This is a genomic window from Rhodococcus sp. NPDC060176 (genome assembly GCF_042728675.1).
GTDB lineage: Bacteria > Actinomycetota > Actinomycetes > Mycobacteriales > Mycobacteriaceae > Rhodococcus_F.
On record NZ_JBHWYS010000005.1, the window covers coordinates 178,956 to 193,878 of the forward strand.

At 63.7% G+C, this 14,923-nt stretch carries 14 protein-coding genes; 7 read left to right on the forward strand and 7 right to left on the reverse strand.

Annotation, left to right across the window (positions count from 1 at the left end):
* Window positions 1-8: 8 nt before the first annotated feature.
* Genes ACFWEM_RS23330 through ACFWEM_RS23340 form a run of 3 tightly spaced genes read right to left on the reverse strand, consistent with a single transcriptional unit; the run spans window position 9 to window position 4,069 of the window.
* On the reverse strand, window positions 9-758 hold the full coding sequence (locus ACFWEM_RS23330) for an SDR family NAD(P)-dependent oxidoreductase (RefSeq protein ID WP_095970396.1): 750 nt from the start codon (window positions 756-758) through the stop codon (window positions 9-11).
* Window positions 759-773: 15 nt separating this feature from the next.
* Window positions 774-3,095 (reverse strand): arylsulfatase, encoded by a 2,322-nt coding sequence (locus ACFWEM_RS23335; protein WP_378537506.1) that lies wholly within the window; start codon window positions 3,093-3,095, stop codon window positions 774-776.
* Window positions 3,092-4,069 (reverse strand): TauD/TfdA dioxygenase family protein, encoded by a 978-nt coding sequence (locus ACFWEM_RS23340; RefSeq protein ID WP_378537508.1) that lies wholly within the window; start codon window positions 4,067-4,069, stop codon window positions 3,092-3,094. The genes ACFWEM_RS23335 and ACFWEM_RS23340 overlap by 4 nt, the downstream gene beginning before the upstream one ends.
* Window positions 4,070-4,411: 342 nt before the next feature.
* Between ACFWEM_RS23340 and ACFWEM_RS23345 the strand changes: the two genes are divergently transcribed.
* Window positions 4,412-5,683, forward strand: a complete 1,272-nt coding sequence (locus ACFWEM_RS23345; protein WP_378447114.1) for an ROK family protein — start codon at window positions 4,412-4,414, stop codon at window positions 5,681-5,683.
* Between the two features lie 15 nt (window positions 5,684-5,698).
* Here the strand turns inward: ACFWEM_RS23345 and ACFWEM_RS23350 are convergent, their stop codons facing one another.
* A complete protein-coding gene (locus ACFWEM_RS23350) occupies window positions 5,699-6,058 on the reverse strand; it encodes a YybH family protein (RefSeq protein WP_378537510.1) in 360 nt (119 codons plus the stop codon).
* Between the two features lie 70 nt (window positions 6,059-6,128).
* Here ACFWEM_RS23350 and ACFWEM_RS23355 point away from each other — a divergent pair, with 70 nt between their 5' ends.
* A complete protein-coding gene (locus ACFWEM_RS23355; protein ID WP_378537512.1) occupies window positions 6,129-6,998 on the forward strand; it encodes a LysR family transcriptional regulator in 870 nt (289 codons plus the stop codon).
* Here ACFWEM_RS23355 and ACFWEM_RS23360 read toward each other — a convergent pair.
* The 3 genes from ACFWEM_RS23360 to ACFWEM_RS23370 form a co-directional block, all read right to left on the reverse strand.
* The gene (locus ACFWEM_RS23360; RefSeq protein ID WP_378537514.1) at window positions 6,964-7,968 is read right to left on the reverse strand and encodes a tocopherol cyclase family protein; all 1,005 of its coding nucleotides are present in this window, start codon (window positions 7,966-7,968) and stop codon (window positions 6,964-6,966) included. The two genes, ACFWEM_RS23355 and ACFWEM_RS23360, sit on opposite strands and share 35 nt — an antisense overlap.
* Entirely contained in the window at window positions 7,965-8,357 is a 393-nt protein-coding gene (locus tag ACFWEM_RS23365) for a PaaI family thioesterase (protein WP_003942017.1), read from the reverse strand. Before ACFWEM_RS23365 ends, ACFWEM_RS23360 begins: the two co-directional genes overlap by 4 nt.
* A gap of 64 nt (window positions 8,358-8,421) precedes the next feature.
* Window positions 8,422-9,195 carry a PIG-L family deacetylase gene (locus ACFWEM_RS23370; protein ID WP_019744397.1) on the reverse strand — a complete coding sequence of 258 codons (774 nt, stop codon included), beginning with the start codon at window positions 9,193-9,195 and terminating at the stop codon, window positions 8,422-8,424.
* Window positions 9,196-9,306: 111 nt separating this feature from the next.
* Between ACFWEM_RS23370 and ACFWEM_RS23375 the strand changes: the two genes are divergently transcribed.
* From ACFWEM_RS23375 to ACFWEM_RS23395, 5 genes are all read left to right on the forward strand, one after another.
* Window positions 9,307-10,533 (forward strand): MFS transporter, encoded by a 1,227-nt coding sequence (locus tag ACFWEM_RS23375; RefSeq protein WP_378537516.1) that lies wholly within the window; start codon window positions 9,307-9,309, stop codon window positions 10,531-10,533.
* A complete protein-coding gene (locus ACFWEM_RS23380; RefSeq protein WP_378537518.1) occupies window positions 10,479-11,306 on the forward strand; it encodes an alpha/beta fold hydrolase in 828 nt (275 codons plus the stop codon). The genes ACFWEM_RS23375 and ACFWEM_RS23380 overlap by 55 nt, the downstream gene beginning before the upstream one ends.
* Window positions 11,307-11,348: 42 nt before the next feature.
* Window positions 11,349-12,677, forward strand: coding sequence for a D-inositol-3-phosphate glycosyltransferase (gene mshA / locus ACFWEM_RS23385; RefSeq protein ID WP_378537813.1), 1,329 nt, complete (start codon window positions 11,349-11,351; stop codon window positions 12,675-12,677).
* Complete coding sequence (locus ACFWEM_RS23390) at window positions 12,674-13,171, forward strand: YbjN domain-containing protein (protein WP_003941943.1); 498 nt, start codon at window positions 12,674-12,676, stop codon at window positions 13,169-13,171. Before mshA ends, ACFWEM_RS23390 begins: the two co-directional genes overlap by 4 nt.
* Window positions 13,172-13,310: 139 nt before the next feature.
* Window positions 13,311-14,912: an AMP-binding protein gene (locus ACFWEM_RS23395; RefSeq protein WP_378537520.1), complete on the forward strand. Its 1,602-nt coding sequence runs from the start codon at window positions 13,311-13,313 to the stop codon at window positions 14,910-14,912.
* The last annotated feature ends 11 nt before the right edge of the window (window positions 14,913-14,923 follow it).

Here is a 14,923-nt window from a genome sequence, read left to right on the forward strand (position 1 = left end):
GATTCGAACTAGCTGGTGGTGCGGTGGAACCGGCCGGGGCTTGCCTGATCCCTCGGCTTGACGACGATCTGATCGAGGTTCACGTGCGACGGCCGCGAGGCAACAAAACCGATGATCTCGGCGATGTCCTGCGCCACCAACGGTGTGATTCCCTCGTACACCTTGTCTGCCTTGTCCTGATCACCTTCGAACCGGACGAGTGAGAACTCCGTCTCGACGGCTCCCGGCGCGATTTCGGTCAGACGAACGGGCTTGCCCAACAGTTCACCGCGCAATGTCCGATGAAGGACGGCTTGAGCGTGCTTGGCGGTGGTGTAGCCCGAGCCGTTGTCGTACGCCTCCAGCGCGGCCACCGAGGTGATGGTCACGACCAGACCATCACCCGAATCGATCAGCTTGGGCAGCAGTGCCTTCGTCACACGCAACGTGCCCAGGACATTGGTCTCCCACATCCACCGCCAGTCGTCCAGATCGGCGTCCAGGACCGTCGCCAGACCCTTTGCACCACCTGCGTTGTTGACCAACACGTCGACACGGGGGACCACGGCCGCGAACGCGTCGACGGAATCCTCGTCGGTGACGTCGAGTTCGAGAGCAGTACCACCGATCTCCTCGGCGATCTTCTCGAGACGATCGACGCGGCGAGCACCGATCACGACGTGGAATCCCTGAGCTGCCAGGGTGCGGGCGGTGGCCTCACCGATTCCGGAGCTGGCTCCGGTGACTACGGCGATGCGGGCATCGGAAGAAATGGTCATGATGCAATCGTAGGGCTAGTCGGCGGCATACTCTGCTTCCCGTTCGATGGATTCGATGTGACGACGCGGTACTTGTATCCGGCCGGGTGTGTAGGTGACGGCACGCAGAGAGCCGCTGTACCGGAACGGTCCGTGGCGTCGGCGCACATCCCACGACACCGGCCCTCTCGCGTCGACGCCGACTGAAATGCCGGTCCACGGCGCCATCCCGACCAGTTGTACCTGCCCGAGTAGTTGACCCGCATGGATTCCGTCGACACTGACGTGGAGATCCCAACGCAGCCGAGGTACCACCGTCACGGACACGTCGATGCGCTTGCTGCCGATCGCCAACGGGCCTGCATCGACCACGGAGTAGGAACCGAATGCGTTGTATCCGAGATGCAGGTGCCCGTCCTCGACGTAGAGAAGATATCCGCCCTGTGGATCACCGTGAGCGACAAGAACACCGGCGTCACCTGCTCGGTAACCGTCGAGTTCGATCGTGATGTCGAAATCGCGGAACCCGATCAGTTTGCTCGACCGGTAGCGCTCCAGTGGAGGTGTTCCGGCAAGCAGACGGACCGGGCGCGAGAGTGCTTCCTCCGCCGGCCGCCGGACTGCGCCCACCGAGTTGCCGAGCAGTGGAAAGACGGTGTTCGCCCACGCCGAGTGGTCCCAGGCCTCGGCGAGTTCGCGAACCTTGTCGGGAAACCGTGATGCGAGGTTGTCGAGCTCGGTCGGGTCGGCTCGGACGTCGAACAACTGCCAGTGTGGCTTGTCGATGTCGTCCGGCGCCAGGGCCAGCAGTTTCCAACCGTCCTTGTAGTAGCCGCGGTTGCCGGTCATCTCGGTGTACTGCTCGGTGTGAGTGCTCGGAGCGGTGGACGATCGCAGAACCGGTGCGGTCGAGACACCGTCGAACTCCTTCACCGGAAGCCCGTTGCGTACGCTCGGTGCGTCGATTCCGGCCAGGTCCAGCAGCGTGGGGGTCAGGTCGGTGACGTACGCGAACTGGTCGCGAATCCCGTTGTCGTCTGCTCCGGGTTTCAATCCCGCGGGCCACGACAGGACGAAGGGAACACGAATTCCCCCCGCGAAGGACTGCCCTTTGTAGAACCGGAAGGGAGTGTTGGACGTCTGCCCCCATCCACGTGGATAGTGGACGCCCAACTCCGGTCCGCCGATCAGGGATTCGTCGTGGGGGACATCGCCGACCCAGTCCGGATCCTGGATATGCGCGAATTGTGCGAAGTAGCTTCGGGTTCCGTCCGAACCGCCCTCGGCGGTGCCGCCGTTGTCCGAGGTGAAGACGATGATCGTGTTGTCGAGCTCGCCCAGCTCGTCCAGGGTGTCGACGATGCGTCCGACGCTCTGATCGATCGAGTCGACCATCGCCGCGTACACCTCCATGTAGCGGGCGAACCGAGACTGCACTTCCGGTGTGAGCGAATGCCATTCGGGGACGTCGAAGCCGGGTTCGGAGTTTCGCGGAGCCTGCCGTGTTCCGTCCGGAAAGAGTCCTTGCAGGAGCTGAGAGGCGAACCGAGACTCTCGGATTCGATCCCAGCCCTCGTCGTAGCGACCGCGGTATTTTGCCTGATCGGCCGGCTTGGCCTGCAAAGGTCCGTGCATCGCGACGTGCGCGAAGTAGAGGAAGAACGGCTTGTCCTGATCGTGGGCGCGCAGATCCTTGATGTACCCGACGGCCTTGTCGGTCAGATCGTCGGTGAGGTAGTAGCCCTCGGGATACTCGTCGACGTCGACCACCGAATTGTCGGAGATCAACTGATTGGGATAGTAGAAGGAATTGAGGCCTTCGAGCGAGCCGTAGTATCGATCGAAACCGCGCTGCGTCGGCCAGGAATCGCGACTTCGGCCCGGGGCGAGGTTTGCGTCGCGCACGAGATGCCACTTGCCCACCGCATAGGTTGCATAGCCTGCGCCGCGCAGGATTTCGGGGAGTGTCTGCACGTCGTCGGCCAATTCCAGACGCAGCCCGGGGTATCCCGGATCGGCGTTGGCGACAAATCCGTACCCGGCGCGGTGCGGATTGAGGCCGGTGAGAAGTGCGGCGCGTGAGGGCGAGCAGAGGGGTGTCGTGTGATAGTTGGTCAACCGAACACCCTGCGCGGCAAGCCGATCGAGGGTCGGAGTCTCGATCTCGGAGCCGAAAGGCCCGATGTCGCTGTATCCCATGTCGTCGATCAGAACCACGACGATGTTGGGTGATCCGGGAGTAGGGGTCGAGGCGGTGGGCCACGACGGGGCCGAATCGGCTGCGGTGCGGCCGATTCGACCCTCGAAGCCTTCGTAACCGCGGGCATGCGGAGGAAGGATGGAATCCGGTGAAGTCATGGGAGAGTCGAGGCACCTTCGATAATCGAGTATTCGGAAGCGTCGCCGGCGATGCTGCTGCTTCGTTCCCCGTGGATGTTGACCGGAATGTCACCGGCAAGTGTGATGCGCTCCAGGCGGCGGTACTGATCGTCGTAGTCGGCGATCGCGTAGTGCTGGGTGGCGCGGTTGTCCCAGATGGCGACATCACCCGCCGCCCAGTTCCAGCGCGTCGTGTACTCGAGCTTGATGGCGTGATCCTGCAGGAGCTTGAACACACCGTTCGACTGTTCGGTGCTCAACCCGACGAAGTTCTTGACAAAGTGACCGAGGACGAGCGTGCGTTCTCCGGTTTCGGGGTGGACACGCACCACCGGGTGTTCCGTCTCGAAGTAAGTGGACTGGAACTCTTCGCGGTAGGCGGCCGTGCGATCTTCGGTGAGCCGCTCGGCACTGGTGGCCGCGTAGTCGTAGACGTTCGTGTGGCGGGCCCAGAGGTTCTCCGCGAGCGCCTTGAGCGGATCCGGGAGTCCGTTGTACGCGGCTACCCCTGACGCCCACGTCGTGGAACCGCCGTATTCGGGTAGCTGCACCGCGCGCAGGATCGACGCCTTGGGGATGCGATCGACGAAGGTGACGTCGGTGTGCCAACTGTTGGCCTTGCCCAGGTCCGAATCGATGGGGAGGACTTTTGCGCCGTGCGACTTCACCGTGGGGTGGGCAGTGGTCGGGGTGCCCAGCAGCTGGGCGAACTCGTACTGCGAATCGTTGTCGAGGTGGTCTTGCCCGCGGAAGAAGATCACCTTGTGTTCGAGAAGTGCCTGTCGGATGAGCGAGATCGTCGCCGGGTCGAGGTGCCCGCCGAGGGTGATTCCGTCGATGCGGGCGCCGATATGCGCGCCGAGGGCGGTGACAGTGCCGCGAGCGGCGTCAGCAGCCGCTCCGTTCGTCGACGCCGCATTGGTGAGGGTCGGCTTGGCGAAAGCTGTAGACATGGTGCACCTTTCGTGGGGAGTGTGCCCACCCAAACACGCGAGATTTCGCCACGACAGGGTTGCGTTCAGTGTGATCGTTACCGCACCTGATTTGTGAATCTCGGTGAAGCTGCTACTTTTGGAGCCATGTCGACCGACCAGCCTGCCGCTTTGCGGGTCACCTATGTGACCGCTGCGCTTGGTTCGCGTCTGCCTCTGGCGCGAGAGCTGTGTTGTCGCCGCCGTTCTTTCTGCAGCTAATTTCTGCGCCTTTTCTGTCTACTTCTTCGTGTGACCAGTGGAAACGCTGATTTCTCGGTCGACAGAGATATGCGCCTTCTCCTCCTTCTGCAAGGGACAGCCATGTCGACACCCACCATCTCTGCCATTCCGAACATCCGATCGCGAACCGCGCTCTCGGGAACCCGGACCCGTACCCAGATTGTTGCGCCCGAACTGCGCATTGCCGACGGTCCGTCCGCGACTGTGTTGCGCATTGCTCGATCCCGCGGACCGCTCTCTCGCGATACCGCCGCGAAAGCGTCCGGACTGAGTATTGCCACCGTGAACCGGCAGGTCACGAGCCTGCTCGACCTCGGAATCCTGCGCGAACGCGCAGACCTGACAGCCTCCGGCGCCATCGGGCGTCCGCGGGTTCCGTTCGAGGTCAATCACGAGCCGTACCTGACCGTCGGCATCCACATCGGTGCCGTAGTCACCAGCATCATCGCCAGCGATATTCGCGGCAAGGTGCTCGGCGCCGTCGAGATTCCGACGCCCGCCACCAATTCCGCTGTCGCACTTGCCACCATTGCGCGGTCGGCCAAATCGTTTGCCTCACGGTGGCACAAGCGTCGCCCGCTCGCCGTCGGCGTGGCCATCGGCGGTCGCGTCGATTCAGCGACCGGAGTAGTCGATCACCCGCGCCTGGGGTGGAAGGGCGCCAAGGTCGGATCCATCATCGGAGCCGGCTTGGACCTCCCCGTTTCGGTCGCCGCCCACGTCGAGGCGATGGCCGCGTCGGAACTTCTGCTCAGCAACGACCGCGCCGAGGCGCCGACGCCGGGAACCACCGGACTGTACTTCTACGCCCGTGAAACCGCCGGTATCGCAATCACTTTCGAAGGGCGAGTGCACACTCCGTCCAGCGGGCCCGGTTCGATCGCGCACCTGCCCACCGGCTCGTCGGCGCGGTGCACCTGCGGCGCGGTGGGTTGCTTGGAAGCGACGATCAGCGACCGCGCGGTCGTCGCGCAGGCACTGTCTTCGGGCGCAGTGATCCAGGGCAGTGAGCGTGTCACGATCGCCGATGTCTATCGTGCTGCGTCGGCGGGTTCCATTCCGGCTCACGAACTTCTGGTCGACCGGGCGCGCGTGCTCGGCCGGACAGTGGCGATGTTGCGTGACCTGTTCAACCCGGATCGGGTGATCCTCGGTGGCCAGGCGTTCACCGACTATCCGGCCGGCGTGCCGCACGTCGCCGAGGCTTTCTCGTCGGCATCCTCCTTGGAGCGCAAGGATATTCGAATCACCGGTTTCGGCAATCGCGTTCAGGAATACGCCTCGACGGTCGTGTCACTGAGCTCGCTGTTCGCCGATCCGGCGGCGGCAATGCGGCGTGCGTCGGCCGTCTGACTGCGAAGAGGGCAGTCAGAGTTCCGGTCGATCGAGCACCCGCAACCACGAACCGTCGGGCTGGCGGCGCGCCACCTGTGTGCGTCCGCCGGTTCCGTCGGAAGGTTTGGTCGAGGTCATGGCGAGGTCGTCGCTGATCACCGTTGGTAGGGTTTCCTCGACGGTGAATGTCGGTGCTGCTGCGAGCATCTGAGAAATCACTTCGCGGATGGCCTGACGGCCAATCGTGAGGGATCCGGGTGGAAACGCCATCACAGCGTTTTCCTCGTACAGTCCGGCGACAGCGTCTGCGTTTCCGGCGTTCGCGAACTGGACGAAGAGTCGGGCAATATCTTCGGGGGTTGCGGCCTTCTGAACTTCATGTGTTGTTGTCATGTTTCCATCGTGCAAGCACACTTTCGATAAGTCCAAGATCTAGTTTGTCTCAAAGCTAGAATCAACAGTTATGGAACTCCGGCAGCTGGAATACTTCGTCACGGTAGCGGAGGAAGCCAATTTCACTCGCGCCGCCGAGCGGCTTCACGTGGCGCAGCCGGGTGTGAGTGCGCAGGTCAAAAGACTGGAACGTGAGCTGGGGCAGGAGTTGCTCGACCGTAGTGGTCGAACCGTTCGTCTGACCGATGCCGGGCGAGCCGTCCTCCCACACGCCCGCGCTGCACTTGCTTCCGTGCAGAGCAGTCGCGACGTTGTCGACGCCTTGAACGGACTGGTTCGGGGCTCGGTTTCGGTCGGGATGGTCACCGCCTGCGCTTCCGCCGATCTGACCGATCTGCTCAGTCGTCTACACACCAGACACCCAGGTTTGGACATTTCGCTGGCCGAGGACGATTCGCGCAGCCTGCTTGCCGGAGTGGTGGACGGAACCTTCGACATAGCCGTCATCGGAGTTGCGGGCGAGCTGCCGGAAGACCTCGAATCGAGGGTGATCACCGACGAACGACTGGTGGCCGCAGTGGCGGCGGATCATCCGCTGGCCGCGTTGTCGTCTCTGCCGTTTGCCGAACTCGCCACGCGATCGGTCATCTGTCTTCCGGAGGGAACCGGTATCAGGACGTGTCTGGACTTCGCGTGCTCCGCGGCCGGCACGAAGGCGACGGTTGCGCTCGAGGCAAGCAACCTCGGCATCATCGTTTCGTTGGCCGCACAGGGGTTGGGAATCGCTGTGCTTCCCGAGTCGACAGTGGGGGAGTTGCATCGGATCGATCTCGAACCGGAAGCTCGATCCCGGTTGGAATTGGTCTGGCGTTCGTCGGGCGGCAAGAACCCGGCGGCATCCGCTCTCATCGATCTCGCGAGAGCTGTTCCCGCCGAGTGAGTTCGGCCTGCGCCCGATCCAATCCGCCGTGCTCTAGGGCGGCCAATCTTGATCTGTCCTTCCAGACTATGGTGCCGCGTCGCCGGACGATAACCGACATGGTTCCACCGAGATGCTCGAGCGCTCCGGGTACGTTTCGACGCTCGGCGGGAATGGGAACCGGAAGTATGTGCGCGTCGGCGATGGGTGCGGTCCCGTCGATGTCGACGCTCCACTTTCGGCTGTAACCTCGAAGCGTCCAACGATCGTCGGACACGGTCGTCTCCACCTGTGACGTCAGCGGATTGCCCAGACGCACCACTGTGCCGTCTGGCAAGGCGACCACCACGGCGGTGACTTCGGTGCGCAGAGGCCCGGCGCTGACCTGGCCGCCGGCAAACGCCACGCAGGCCCGCGGATCGGTGAATCCCTGGGCCTGTCCCCACCACCAGGCATCCGGGAATCCTCCCTTTCCCCAGTTCTTCTCGCCGTACACCTGTGCTCCGGTGAGATCCCAGCTCTGTCCGTCGATGACGGCGCTTCCCTCGACCCGGCCGCCGAGCAGCCACGGATGCCAGTACTGATTGAGTGCGGGAACTGATTGGAAGTAACTCGATCCCCCGAAGCGGCGGTGCGGCCAGAATCGCTGATTACTGATCCGCACATCGAGATGGCTGTCGCCGAAATCGACCTGTAGTCGACCAGCATTGCCGCGGAAAGCGTTGTCGGCGTAGGCCACCAGGATGCGGGAATCGGCCGATCCGCTCGGGTGCTCGGCGGTCCGGAGGAATCCGCCCGGATGCGCCGCGAGACCGAGCGTCGACCAGTTGCCACCATCGGACTTGTTGATTCCGGCGAGCGCAATCACCACCCGCCCGCTCTCCGGCATCGTGAAACGCCAGAAGTAACCCTCCATCGCAACGTCATGGGAGGCAAGCAGATTGCCGAAAGGAAGGGTGGCACCGGAGGCGCGGTACGAGGGAAGCTTCACGGTCCCAGCACTGCCTGTGATGCGGTGACCTGAGCGACGAGACGGCCCTCGTCATCACGAATCTCGGTCACGACCGCGACGGTGCTGCGTCCCGCGTGCAATGGACGGGCAGTTGCGGTGACCGTGCCTTTACGAACCCCGCGGGTGAACACGGTCGACGAACTGGTGGTGGACGTACTTGCGCCGGGCGGAAGATTGAGGAATGCACAGACGGCGCCGACGCTGTCTGCCAGCGTCATCAAGGCGCCGCCGTGCATTCCGTTGCCGGCGGTGGTGCGGTGGCTGTCCCAATCCAGATGGCCGACAACCTGTTCGGGTGCCGCGCTGTCCAACTGAATTCCGGTGTGAACTGCAAAAGGCATGCTCGCGACAAGTTGTTCGAGGTCCATGCCTACCGATGGTAACGAGCCGCCGAAACCTCCGTCGGGACTTCGGTTTATCGAGGGCGGTGGCTCAGAGGGGCAGGGCGGTTTCCGACAGTCCCTCCGGCGCGTTTCGGCGACGGAACCACTCGGTGCCGAATGCCGCGGCGAGCTGCTCCGTCGGCATTTCGAGGAACGGGCCGAAATCGCCGACCTGCGTTGCGTGCGCGTACATGGCCGCGCGCTTGGACGAGATCACCGAACTCACGTCGACTGCGGTGGTGAGTTGGTCAGCCGGAAGCCCGAACGATTCGATGTCCGGCGGCTGCGCCTCCTCGGTCCACTCGGGGTTGGCCTGCATCAGCATCTTCATGTGATCGCGGTTGGTGGACGCCTCGTAAACGAACGGCGTGCCCGCGAGTTCTGCAGCACGAACGCCGACATGGTGGACCTGGATGTGATCCGGGTGGCCGTATCCGCCGTTGGGGTCGTAGATGGTCAGGACATCGGCGTTCTCTTCACGAAGAACCTCGGCCAGACGCTCGGCCGCCTTCTCGACGTCGACGTTGCAGAACGCTTCCGGATTCTCGTTCTCGGGCGTACCCACCATCCCCGAATCCGGGTAGTGCAGGGACACGACGCGATTGGCACCCAACGCGTCGGTGGACGCCTCGAGTTCACGGCTGCGGCGCTGAGCCAACGTCTCGTATTCGTCCAACAGTCCGTCGGGGAATTCACCGAGAGCACCGTCGGTAGCGGTGACGACTACGACGCGGTGACCTGCGTCGGCGGCCATTCTCATCACGCCGCCCGTGGTGAAAACTTCGTCATCGGGATGGGCGTGGAAACACACCAGGACACTCATTCGCGCAATCGTAAGGCAAGTTACCGACAGGTCAACCCGAGCGCACAGTGAAAACGATTTGTCGAGTCGGCCTCGGCTCTGTGAACCTTGTTCAGTGCACGAGAAGCTGACATGAGCGAATCCACCAACAAAGGCCTGCTGAGCGCCTACCGCGAGATATTCTCGGCCCCGGGATCGGTTGCCTTCTCGGCCGCCGGATTTGTCGCAAGGCTGCCGATAGCGATGATCGGCATCGGAATCGTGACGATGATCTCGCAACTTCGTGGTGACTACGCGCTCGCCGGGGCGCTCGCCGCGGTTTTTGCGCTCTCGTCGGCGATCATCGCGCCAGCGGTCTCGCGCGCGGTCGACCGCTTCGGACAGAGGGCGGTCCTGCCGATTGCCGCGGCTGTCAGCGTCACCGCGATCGGGGCACTCTTGCTCGCAGTCCGGATGGAAGCCCCCGACTGGCTGCTTTTCGTCCTGGTAATTCCCGGCGGCGCCACCCCGACGATCGGGGCGATGATTCGCGCCAGGTGGGTCGCGATCTACGTCGGAAAACCGCAGCTGCGCACTGCCTTCGCCTTCGAATCGGTGGTGGACGAGCTCTGCTTCGTGGCGGGCCCGGTCATCTCGGTGGGTCTGAGCATCGGACTCTTCCCCGAGGCTGGACCACTTGCAGGGTTGATTCTGCTGGTCACGGGGACCTTGCTGCTGGTGATTCAGCGCGGAACCGAGCCGAAGGTGCATCCGCGTCGACCCGGCCGCGGACGGTCGGTACTCGGTAACCACGTGATGTGGATCGTCATCGTGATCATGGTGATGCTCGGAACGATCTTCGGTGTCATCGACGTCGGCGCCATCGCGTTCACCGAGGAACAGAATTCACCTGGCTCCGCGACGCTGGTCCTCGCGCTGTTCGCCGGCGGTTCGGGAATCGCGGGACTGATCTTCGGATCGATGCACCCGGCGCGATCGCTGCGTGGGCAATTGATGATCGCGTCCGCCGCGGTCGCCCTTCTCAGCGTCCCGCTTCTCCTGGTCGGAAACGTGGCCGCACTTGCGGGCGCGTACGTCCTGGCCGGCGCGACCGTCGCACCGACGCTCATCATCGCGACAGCCTTGGTCGAGCAGATCGTCCCACCGGAAAAACTCACGGAGGGGATGACCCTGACGGTCACCGGACTCGGCGTCGGCGTGGCGCTCGGGTCCGCGCTGGCCGGGCAGTTGATCGACCGCTACGGCGTCTCCTCCGCTTACATGCTCGCCGTCGGCGCCGCAGTCGCAGCCTCTATCGTGACGGCATGTCTATTCGTGAAGCCGTCAGCGTCGACGGCACGTCCATCGTCTATCGAGTAACCGGAAATCCGGCTGGGACCCCGCTGGTGCTGCTGCACGGCTGGGCTCAGTCGTCACAGTGCTGGGGCGAGCAGGTCCTCGCGGACCTGGCAGCGGACTACCGCTTGATCGCCGTCGATCTGCGCGGCCACGGTTACTCCGACGCGCCCGAGTCCGGATACGACGACTCCGCGAACTGGGCCGGCGACGTCGCGGCGGTTCTTGCTGCCGAAAGCATCACCGAGAACGCGATCCTGCTCGGCTGGTCGTACGGCGGTCTGGTGATCTGCGATTACCTGGCAGCACACGGAACCGGCGCGGTGGCGGGTGCGGTTCTCGTCGGTGCGATCACCAGCATCGGGCGCGGTGAGAAGGGCGGCAAGGTCGGCTCGGCAATGCGGAGTGCGGTTCCCGGCGCTATGTCCGAAGATCCCCGCGAGGCAATCCGGGCACTCGGCGCTTTCGGCAACGCTCTCACCGGCCCACCCGAGGGCAAGGGTGCAGCGTCGCAGGCCTTGTTCGGGTACAGCCTCTCGACGCGTCCGCGGGTGCGCGCAGCACTGTTCAACCGTGCAGTCGGTCACGACGACCTGCTCCGCAACCTGGACATCCCGGTCCTCGTTCTGCACGGGACCGAGGACTCCGTCGTCGACGTGAATGCAGGTAAGCACGCCGAGGAACTGATTCCCAAGTCGCAGGCGTCGTACTGGGAAGGCTGCAATCACGGCCCGTTCGTGGAGGATCCGACACGATTCGTGTCTGAAGTGCGAACCTTCATCTCGAGCCTCGGTTAGAGTTCGCGCCCGGTGAGGGGGCAGTATGGAGTGGTGACGTCCATGCACATTTCGCGCCCTCGCCGGGTGGCCGTTCTCTCGGTCCACACCTCGCCATTGGCGCAACCCGGCACCGGTGACGCGGGTGGGATGAATGTCTACGTTCTGCAATCCGCCATTCAGCTCGCCAAACGTGGCGTCGAGGTGGAGATATTCACCCGCGCGACGTCCTCGGCCGACGCGCCCGTGGTGGACGCCGCTCCCGGAGTGCGGGTTCGGAACATTGCGGCCGGTCCCTTCGAAGGACTGGACAAGGCGGATCTGCCGACTCAACTGTGTGCCTTCGTCGCGGGAGTTCTTCGGGAGGAAGCGCGACGCGAACCCGGGTACTACAGCCTGATTCACTCGCATTACTGGTTGTCCGGGCAGGTCGGCTGGCTGGCCCGCGATCGTTGGGGCGTGCCCCTCGTCCACACCGCGCACACACTCGCGGCAGTGAAGAATCTTTCGCTGGCCGAGGGGGATACCCCGGAACCTGCAGCACGGCAGATCGGCGAGCAGCAAGTTGTCGCCGAATCCGATCGGCTGGTCGCCAACACCACCGACGAAGCCAAGGCGCTGCACGAGTTGTACGGCGCAGACCCCACGCGTATCGACGTCGTGGCTCCCGGCGCCGATCTCACCCGTTATCGACCGGGCGATCGCGATTCCGCCCGCGCGTCGTTGGGATTGAACCCCGGCGAGATCGTCGTGACTTTCGTCGGCCGGATCCAACCTCTGAAAGCACCGGACGTTCTGCTGCGTGCTGCCGCCGAAGTGATCAGCCGTCGCCCCGAGTTGCCGTTGCGCATCCTCGTCGTCGGCGGGCCGTCGGGAACCGGTCTCGCGCGGCCGGACGTATTGATCGAACTGGCACGCTCACTCGGCATCACAGCGCAGGTGACGTTCTTGCCGCCGCAGGCGCCGGAGCGTCTCGCCGATGTCTACCGTGCCTCGGATCTGGTTGCGGTGCCGAGCTATTCGGAGTCCTTCGGGTTGGTGGCCATCGAAGCTCAAGCCTGCGGAACTCCGGTGATCGCCGCCGACGTCGGCGGACTGGGAGTAGCCGTACGCAATGGTGAGACGGGCCTGCTGGTTCAAGGACACCGCACCGAAGACTGGGCCGGTGCCCTCGAATCTTTGGTGACAACGCCGAAGCGCTTGGCCGAACTCGCCGCGCAGGCACCGCGTCACGCCGAGAATTTCTCGTGGGAACACACCGCGGACGGTTTGCTCGAGAGCTATCGCAAAGCCGCAGTCAACTACAACAACGGAACCGGTCCCAGCGACTTCTCGCCCCGCCGTGCGCGGGGTCTGTGGCGTCTGCGCCGGACCGGGGGAGTGCGTACATGAGCAGCATTTCGGACACTATCGAGCAGGCCCTCACCGAGCGCGAACTCGAGTTCACCAGAAAAGACGACGCGCATTTCATCGTCGAACTTCCCGGCGAGCACAAACTCAAGACGTCGACTCTGCTCACCGTCGGCAATCACGGCGTGCGGGTCGAGGCCTTCGTGTGCCGCAAGGTGGACGAGAACTTCGAAGGCGTCTACAAGTTCTTGCTCAAGCGCAACCGCCGTCTGTACGGGGTGGCGTACACACTCGACAAGGTCGGGGACATCTACCTGGTCGGCAAGATCGCCGAGCATGCCGTGACCGGCGATGAACTCGATCGAGTGCTCGGTCAGGTTCTCGAAGCCGCCGACGGCGATTTCAACGTCATTCTCGAACTCGGTTTCTCTTCGTCGATCAAGCGTGAGTGGGCGTGGCGGGTGTCGCGAGGTGAGTCGCTGGCGAATCTCGAACCGTTCAAGCACCTCATCGAGGAGGAGCCCGCGCAAAGCTGACCGAGCGGGGTGAGACACATCGCTGATGTGTCACGTAAAGTGGCCTTTATTTGTGACTGTCGTCACGGAATAATACTGTTCCCGTGAGTCACAGTAAGTTGGTCACACCACCCTGCCGCGCAACTTTTCGAGGAGCACAGTGAGCTTCAAGAGTCCGTTCCCCGACGTTGAAATCCCCAACCTCAGCGTCTACGACTTCCTGTTCGGAAACACCGACCCCGCAGACCTCGACAAGACGGCATTCGTCGAAGGCAGTTCTGGCGCGGTCACCACATACGCATCGCTGATCGCACAGATCAACGGCGTTGCAGGCGCTCTCGCTGCGCGTGGACTCGCCGTCGGAGACGTGGTCGGGTTGCATTCGCCCAACGTCCCGGCCTTCGGTTCCGTCTTCCACGGCATCCTTCGTGCCGGTGGTGTCGCGACCACGATCAACGCTCTCTACACCGCCGAGGACATCGCCAAGCAGCTCACCGATTCCAAGGCCAAATTCCTCTTCACGGTCTCGCCTTTGCTGCCGCAGGCCAAGGCAGCCGCCGATCAGGTCGGCATCCCCGCTGAGAACGTGTTCGTGCTCGACGGAGCCGAAGGCCACCTGTCGCTGCGAGATCTGCTCGGCGAGGGTGCAGCGGCGCCCGATGTCTCCTTCGACCCGGCCACCCAGCTCGCGGTTCTGCCGTACTCATCGGGCACCACCGGCCGGCCCAAGGGCGTCATGCTCACCCATCGGAACCTCGTGGCCAACGTCTGCCAGATAATCCCGCGGATGGGGATCGAGACCGACGACAAGATCCTCGCGGTCCTGCCGTTCTTCCACATCTACGGCATGACGGTGCTGCTCAACGCGGCGCTGTACCGCCGCGCGACCCTCATCACGATGCCGAAGTTCGATCTCGTCGAGTTCCTGCGGATCGTCGCCGAGCAGAAGTCGACGTACATCTTCGTCGCACCGCCCGTTGCCGTCGCGCTGGCCAAGCACCCGCTGGTCGACCAGTACGACCTCTCGAGCGTGCACACCATCTTCTCCGGTGCGGCCCCGCTCGACGCGGCGCTCGGCAAGGCCGTCGCAGACCGTTTGAACTGCCACGTCCGCCAGGGCTACGGCATGTCCGAGATGAGCCCGGTCTCGCACGCGATCCCGTTCGATCGTGACGACATCGCGCTCGACACCTGCGGTCCCACCATCGCCAACATGGAATGCAAGCTCGTCGACCCGGGAACGGGCGAAGAGGTCGCGTACCCGGCACTCGGCACGGACGGGGTCAGCGAGCCCGGTGAACTGTGGTGCAAGGGCCCGAACATCATGGTGGGCTACCTCGGCAACGACCAGGCCACCAAGGACACCCTCGACGACGACGGTTACCTGCACACCGGTGACATCGCGACCGTCGACGGAGACGGCGTCGTCAAGATCGTCGATCGCCTCAAGGAACTGATCAAGTACAAGGGCTACCAGGTTCCCCCGGCCGAACTCGAGGCTTTGCTGCTGACGCATCCGCAGATCGCCGACGCCGCCGTGATCGGTGTGCTCGACGCCGAGGGCGAAGAGGTTCCGAAGGCATTCGTCGTTCTCCAGGACGGCGCCGAGTTGACCGAAGCCGACGTGATCTCGTTTGTCGCCGAGCGCGTCTCGCCGCACAAGAAGGTCCGCCAGGTTTCGTTCATCAGCACCGTGCCGAAATCCGCGGCCGGAAAGATCCTCCGCAAGGATCTGCGAACTGCGGAAGTAGCCCCGAGCTGATTTCCAGACAG